The sequence below is a fragment of the Cellulophaga sp. genome (assembly GCF_039943695.1).
Lineage (GTDB): Bacteria > Bacteroidota > Bacteroidia > Flavobacteriales > Flavobacteriaceae > Cellulophaga.
Genome location: NZ_JBDVAA010000135.1, coordinates 1 through 5,615, shown reverse-complemented (window position 1 = coordinate 5,615; position 5,615 = coordinate 1). Strand labels below are relative to the sequence as shown.

Annotated in this window: 6 protein-coding genes; 1 reads left to right on the top strand and 5 read right to left on the bottom strand. The window is 32.1% G+C overall.

What is annotated here, in order from left to right:
• A partial coding sequence (locus ABJD66_RS09320; protein ID WP_348130755.1) for a GIY-YIG nuclease family protein occupies positions 1–468 on the bottom strand: 468 nt, incomplete at its 3' end.
• A 334-nt stretch (positions 469–802) separates the two neighbouring features.
• Here ABJD66_RS09320 and ABJD66_RS09315 point away from each other — a divergent pair.
• Complete coding sequence (locus tag ABJD66_RS09315; protein ID WP_100894640.1) at positions 803–1,363, top strand: 5-formyltetrahydrofolate cyclo-ligase; 561 nt, start codon at positions 803–805, stop codon at positions 1,361–1,363.
• Here ABJD66_RS09315 and ABJD66_RS09310 read toward each other — a convergent pair.
• The 4 genes from ABJD66_RS09310 to ileS form a co-directional block, all read right to left on the bottom strand.
• Positions 1,335–1,973 carry a lipoprotein signal peptidase gene (locus tag ABJD66_RS09310; protein WP_100894641.1) on the bottom strand — a complete coding sequence of 213 codons (639 nt, stop codon included), beginning with the start codon at positions 1,971–1,973 and terminating at the stop codon, positions 1,335–1,337. The two genes, ABJD66_RS09315 and ABJD66_RS09310, sit on opposite strands and share 29 nt — an antisense overlap.
• 33 nt (positions 1,974–2,006) lie before the next feature.
• Entirely contained in the window at positions 2,007–2,627 is a 621-nt protein-coding gene (locus ABJD66_RS09305) for a DUF4097 family beta strand repeat-containing protein (RefSeq protein WP_348130750.1), read from the bottom strand.
• Between the two features lie 37 nt (positions 2,628–2,664).
• A complete protein-coding gene (locus ABJD66_RS09300; protein ID WP_100894643.1) occupies positions 2,665–3,048 on the bottom strand; it encodes a TraR/DksA C4-type zinc finger protein in 384 nt (127 codons plus the stop codon).
• Between the two features lie 5 nt (positions 3,049–3,053).
• The coding region (gene ileS, locus ABJD66_RS09295; RefSeq protein ID WP_348130746.1) for an isoleucine--tRNA ligase at positions 3,054–5,615 on the bottom strand (2,562 nt) is incomplete at its 5' end.

The following is a 5,615-nucleotide window of genomic DNA, read 5'->3' as shown; positions in this document are numbered from 1 at the left end:
ATAATTACAAGTGCGCAAGGGGTATACACTTTTAATTAAATCTAGCAACACCCTTACGGTTTTCATATTGGTGTAAGGGCCAAAATATTCAGAGCCGTCTTTAATTAAGTTTCTTGTATAAAATACACGCGGAAAGCGCTCATTTTTTATGCAAATCCAAGGATACGTTTTGTCGTCTTTTAATAAAACATTGTATCTGGGTTTGTATTTTTTTATTAAGTTATTTTCTAATAATAAAGCATCAGACTCTGTATCTACTACAATATGTTTTATGTAGACTATTTTTTTTACAAGAACTTTTGTTTTACCATTGTCATGTGTTTTATTAAAATAAGAACTGACCCTTTTTTTTAGGTTTTTAGCCTTACCAACGTACAATATTTTTTCGTCTTTATCATAAAATTGATACACACCTGGGTTGTTAGGCAATGTACTTAATTGTAATTTTATTGAAACTTCTTGCGGCATAGAGTAAAAATAATCTCTTTTTTTTGATTGGTGTAGTTAAAGGCAATACTTTTTTATGAAATGGTCTTTGCTATTTTAAGACTGTTAAAAAAAAATTATATATTGGTATAATACTTCAGTCTAAAGTAGTTATTGCACCACTAAAATAACTCTTAATCGGTAAAAAGATGCTTTTTGTCGATATTTATAAATTATTTTGTTTACATTGTAGTCCTAAACTTTTGAAAAGCATGGAGTTATACGTTGTGGCAATGGGTGCTTATTTATTAATGATGATTTTTTTGGTAATTTACGAAGCCATTTCATCTAATGAATAATACACTATTTTTAACGAATGATAAAAAAGGAATTACGCGCTAAATACGTTTTGCTCAGAGACAAGTTGTCTAAGGAAGATGCGGAGGACAAAAGCATAGAAATAGCAAACCAGTTATTAAAATTGCCAATTTGGGATTATAGTTATTATCATATTTTTTTATCAATAGAAGAAAAAAAAGAAATAGATACTGGCTCTATACTGGCAATACTACAAGGTAAAGACAAGAACGTTATTTTGCCTAAAATGAATGCAGATAATACGCTTACCAATTACTTGCTTACAGATAGTACTATTATAAAAAAGAATAGTTACAATGTACCAGAACCAGTAGATGGTATAGATATTTTACCAAATAAGATTGATGTTGTTTTTGTGCCGCTTTTAGCTTTTGATAAAAAAGGCAATAGAATAGGTTATGGTAAAGGTTTTTATGATGCTTTTTTAAGCGAGTGTAAACCAAACGTTTTAAAAATTGGGTTGTCTTTTTTTGAAGCCGAAGATGTAATTACAGATGTTTATAAAGATGATGTGCCTTTAGATTATTGTGTTACGCCTCTACAGATTTATCAGTTTTAGATCCAAAAGCTTTTTTGTTAAAAACTAATAGTATACCAACACCTGTACTAATTGCAGTATCTGCTACATTAAATACGGGTTCAAAAAAACTAAATGTGTTTCCGCCAATTACAGGGATCCAAGATGGCCAAACTGCATCTTGTACAATAGGAAAGTATAACATATCTACAACTTTACCATGAAAAAGGCCGCTGTATGGATCGTCTGAAAATAGTGTAGCAACCTTGCCAAAGCTCTCGTCAAAAATAACGCCGTAAAAAACTGAATCTATAATATTACCAAGTGCGCCTGCAAATATTAAGGATACTGCTAATATTAATACTTTTGGAGCGTGCTTTTTAATAGTGTCAAACAACCAATAACCAATACCGGCAACTGCAAATAGTCTAAATACAGTTAATACTAATTTTCCTGTGCTGTCTGCAATAGGAAAAATGTCACTTAGTTTTGCGCCCCAAGCAGCACCTTCGTTTTCTATAAACAAAATTTTAAACCAGCTAAAGATTTCAACAGACTGTTGGTACGTAAAATTTGTTTTTACGTATATTTTAGATATTTGGTCTACTAATAAAATTAGTAATACTATTAAGGCAGATTTTTTTAAACTCATTCTTTAAAAGATAGATTTTGCAAAAATAGACAATTATTTGGTTTTAGTAATGTGTATGTCTCCGGTAATAGAAGATAAGTTAAAATTTGTATTGCCTTTAGCTAGATTGTCTGTGTATATTTTGCCGTATTTTGAGTTGGCTTTCACAGTAGCATAATTGCTATTTACTAAAATATTACCGCTTTGTGTGGTTGCACTTATTGTTTCTGTTATTTTTTCTAAAGAACAAAAACCATCAGATAGTGTAATGTTTAAGTTTTTATAATCTCCAGTAGCAATAACATTAGAGCTTTTACCATATAACTTCACATTTTTGTAAGCAGGTAAAATAATGTGTAAAGAAATAGATATTACTTTGTGTGCGCTGAGTTTATCGTTAGGGCTAATAAAAGTTGGACTAAAGCCTGTTGAAATAAATATACTGGCGGCATCTTCTTTAATTTCAAGGAGTAAATCTTTTTTATACTCACCATCTATGTTAGCAGAAACGGTAACTTCTTCTGTGTTGGCTGTTTCTAAGGTAACCTGGTAGCAGTTTTCTGTGTTTATATTTATTAACGAAATATGGTCATTAACCACTGTTTTTTCTACAATTTTCTGAGCACTCAATAAATTGATGGAAGCAAATAAAAAAGTAAGTAATGTTAGCTTCATATAGTGTATTAAAAAACGCCCTAAAAAGGGCGTTTTGTTATTTCTGCATATTTTTAGCTTCTATGCTAAGTGTAGCGTGTGGTACTAATTTTAATCGTTCTTTATTAATTAGCTTACCAGTAACTCTACATATACCATATGTTTTGTTTTCTATACGTAATATTGCATTTTTTAAATCGCGAATAAACTTTTCTTGGCGTATTGCCAATTGAGTATTTGCTTCTTTGCTCATTGTTTGTGAGCCTTCTTCAAAAGCTTTAAATGTTGGTGAGGTATCATCTGTACCATTATTACCATCATTCATATAAGAACTTTTTAAAAGTTCTAAATGCTCTTTAGCTTTGTTTATTTTTTCAGTAATAAGAACTTTAAATTCTTCTAAGTCTTTGTCACCGTATCTCACGTTTAAATCTTGCGCCATAGTTTTTAATGTTTTTGGATAAACAATTTTGTATTTACTTCATCAAAAGCAATAGTTGTGCCATTGTCCAGTTTTTCCTCAAAATTAAGTTCCGCTGTTAATGTTTCAGTTTTAATATAAGTTATGTTATCTGCAACAGCATTCTCTACATAACCGTCTTTTAATATTTTAATATCAATTTTGTCTGTTACCTCAAAACCAGATTCTTTTCTTAAATTCTGAATTCTGTTTACTAGCTCCCTAGCAATACCTTCTTTTCTAAGATCTTCACTAATTATAACATCTAAAGCAACAGTTAAATTACCAGAACTAGCAACTAACCAACCCTCTATGTCTTGAGACAAAATTTCTACATCTTGTAGCTGTAAATTAATACTTTTATTCTCAATTGCAATAATTATTTCGCCATTTTGCTCAATTTTTTGGATGTCATCTTGGTCTAGCTCTCTTACTGCATTGGCAATCAGCTTCATATCTTTTCCGTACTTAGGGCCTAAAACTTTAAAATTTGGCTTTATTTGTTTTACCAAGATGCCAGATGCATCATCTAAAAGTTCAATTTCCTTTACGTTTACTTCAGATTTTATTAAATCTGCAACAGCTTCTATCTCGTGTTTTTGTTTTTCGTCTAGTACAGGAACCATTATTCTTTGTAATGGTTGGCGTACTTTTATTTTTTCTTTTTGACGAATAGACAATACTAAAGATGATATAGTCTGTGCTTTTTCCATTTTACTCTCTAGCTCTTTGTTTACAAGTGCTTCATTGTATTTTGGAAAGTCAGCCAAATGTACACTTTCAGCTTTTTCTTTAGTTGTTGCTTGGGTTAAATCTTTGTAAAGTCTGTCCATAAAGAACGGAGCAATAGGAGCAGATAGTTTAGCAACAGTTTCTAAACATGTATAAAGTGTTTGGTATGCAGATATTTTATCTTGTTGGTAATCTCCTTTCCAGAAACGTCTTCTACACAAACGAACATACCAGTTACTTAAGTTTTCTTGTACAAAGTTAGATATTAACCTTGCGGCTCTTGTAGGCTCATAATCGCCGTAAGCTTGGTCTACTTTGTTTATTAGTGTATGTAACTCAGATAATATCCATTGGTCTATTTCTGGGCGCTCGTTTAAAGCAACATCATCTTCTGTGTAGCTAAAATTATCTATGTTAGCATATAAAGAAAAGAAAGAGTATGTGTTGTATAATGTACCAAAGAACTTTCTTTTTACTTCTGCAATACCTTCTAAGTCAAATTTTAAGTTGTCCCACGGGTTTGCATTAGAAATCATATACCAACGTGTAGCATCTGGTCCAAACTCGTTCATAGTTTCAAAAGGATCTACAGCATTGCCTAAACGTTTAGACATTTTTTTGCCGTCTTTATCTAAAACTAAACCGTTAGATACAACGTTTTTATAGGCAACAGAATCAAAAACCATTGTAGATATTGCGTGTAATGTATAAAACCAACCACGTGTTTGGTCTACACCTTCAGCAATAAAATCTGCAGGATATGCTTTGTTGTCGTCTATTAAGTCTTTATTTTCAAACGGGTAGTGCCATTGTGCGTAAGGCATAGAGCCACTATCAAACCAAACATCTATAAGGTCACTTTCTCTTTTCATTGGTTTTCCGTTAGCAGAAACCAATGTAATTTGATCTACAATATTTTTATGAAGGTCTATTTTGTCGTAGTTGTCTTCAGACATATCACCAACAACAAAGTCCTCAAAAATGTCTTTTTCTAAAACGCCAGCAGCAACAGCTTTAGACATTTCTTCTTTTAATTCTTGTACAGAGCCAATTATTATTTCCTCTTTACCATCTTCGGTTCTCCAAATTGGTAACGGAATTCCCCAATAACGAGATCTAGATAAGTTCCAGTCATTTGCATTAGCTAGCCAGTTACCAAAACGTCCTTCACCAGTAGATTTAGGTTTCCAGTTTATGGTTTCATTTAGGCTAAACATTTTGTCTTTAACATCAGTTACCTTAATAAACCAAGAGTCTAATGGGTAATACAATATAGGCTTGTCTGTTCGCCAGCAGTTAGGGTAACTGTGCACGTATTTTTCAACCTTAAAAGCTCTGTTTTCTTCTTTTAGTTTAATGGCAATTTCTACGTCTATAGAACGCTCTGGTGCTTCACCGTCTGCGTAATATTCGTTTTTAACATATTTGCCACCAAGTTCTTTTAATTCTGGTCTAAATTTACCTTGTAAGTCAACTAAAGGAACAGGGTTATCATTCTCATCTAATACCAACATAGGTGGTATTTCTGGTGTTGCTTGTTTGGCAACCATTGCATCATCTGCACCAAAAGTAGGAGCGGTGTGTACAATACCAGTACCATCTTCAGTGGTAACAAAGTCACCAGATATTACTCTAAATGCATTTTCTGGATTTTGGTAAGGAAGCACATAGTCCATTAGTTGCTCATAAGTAGCATCAACTAAATCTGTACCTTTTACTTCTGCAATAACTTGATATGGTATTTTTTTGTCTGATGAGCTATAGTTTGTAAAGTCATCATTGCTTTCTGCTTCAATAAATTTGCCGCTAAATTGTTT

What these genes read in the sequence shown, in the direction of transcription:
- ABJD66_RS09315 (WP_100894640.1), top strand. Translation starts at nt 803, where the DNA reads ATGATAAAAAAGGAATTACGCGCTAAATACGTTTTGCTCAGAGACAAG.
- ABJD66_RS09310 (WP_100894641.1), bottom strand. Translation starts at nt 1,973, where the DNA reads ATGAGTTTAAAAAAATCTGCCTTAATAGTATTACTAATTTTATTAGTA.
- ABJD66_RS09305 (WP_348130750.1), bottom strand. Translation starts at nt 2,627, where the DNA reads ATGAAGCTAACATTACTTACTTTTTTATTTGCTTCCATCAATTTATTG.
- ABJD66_RS09300 (WP_100894643.1), bottom strand. Translation starts at nt 3,048, where the DNA reads ATGGCGCAAGATTTAAACGTGAGATACGGTGACAAAGACTTAGAAGAA.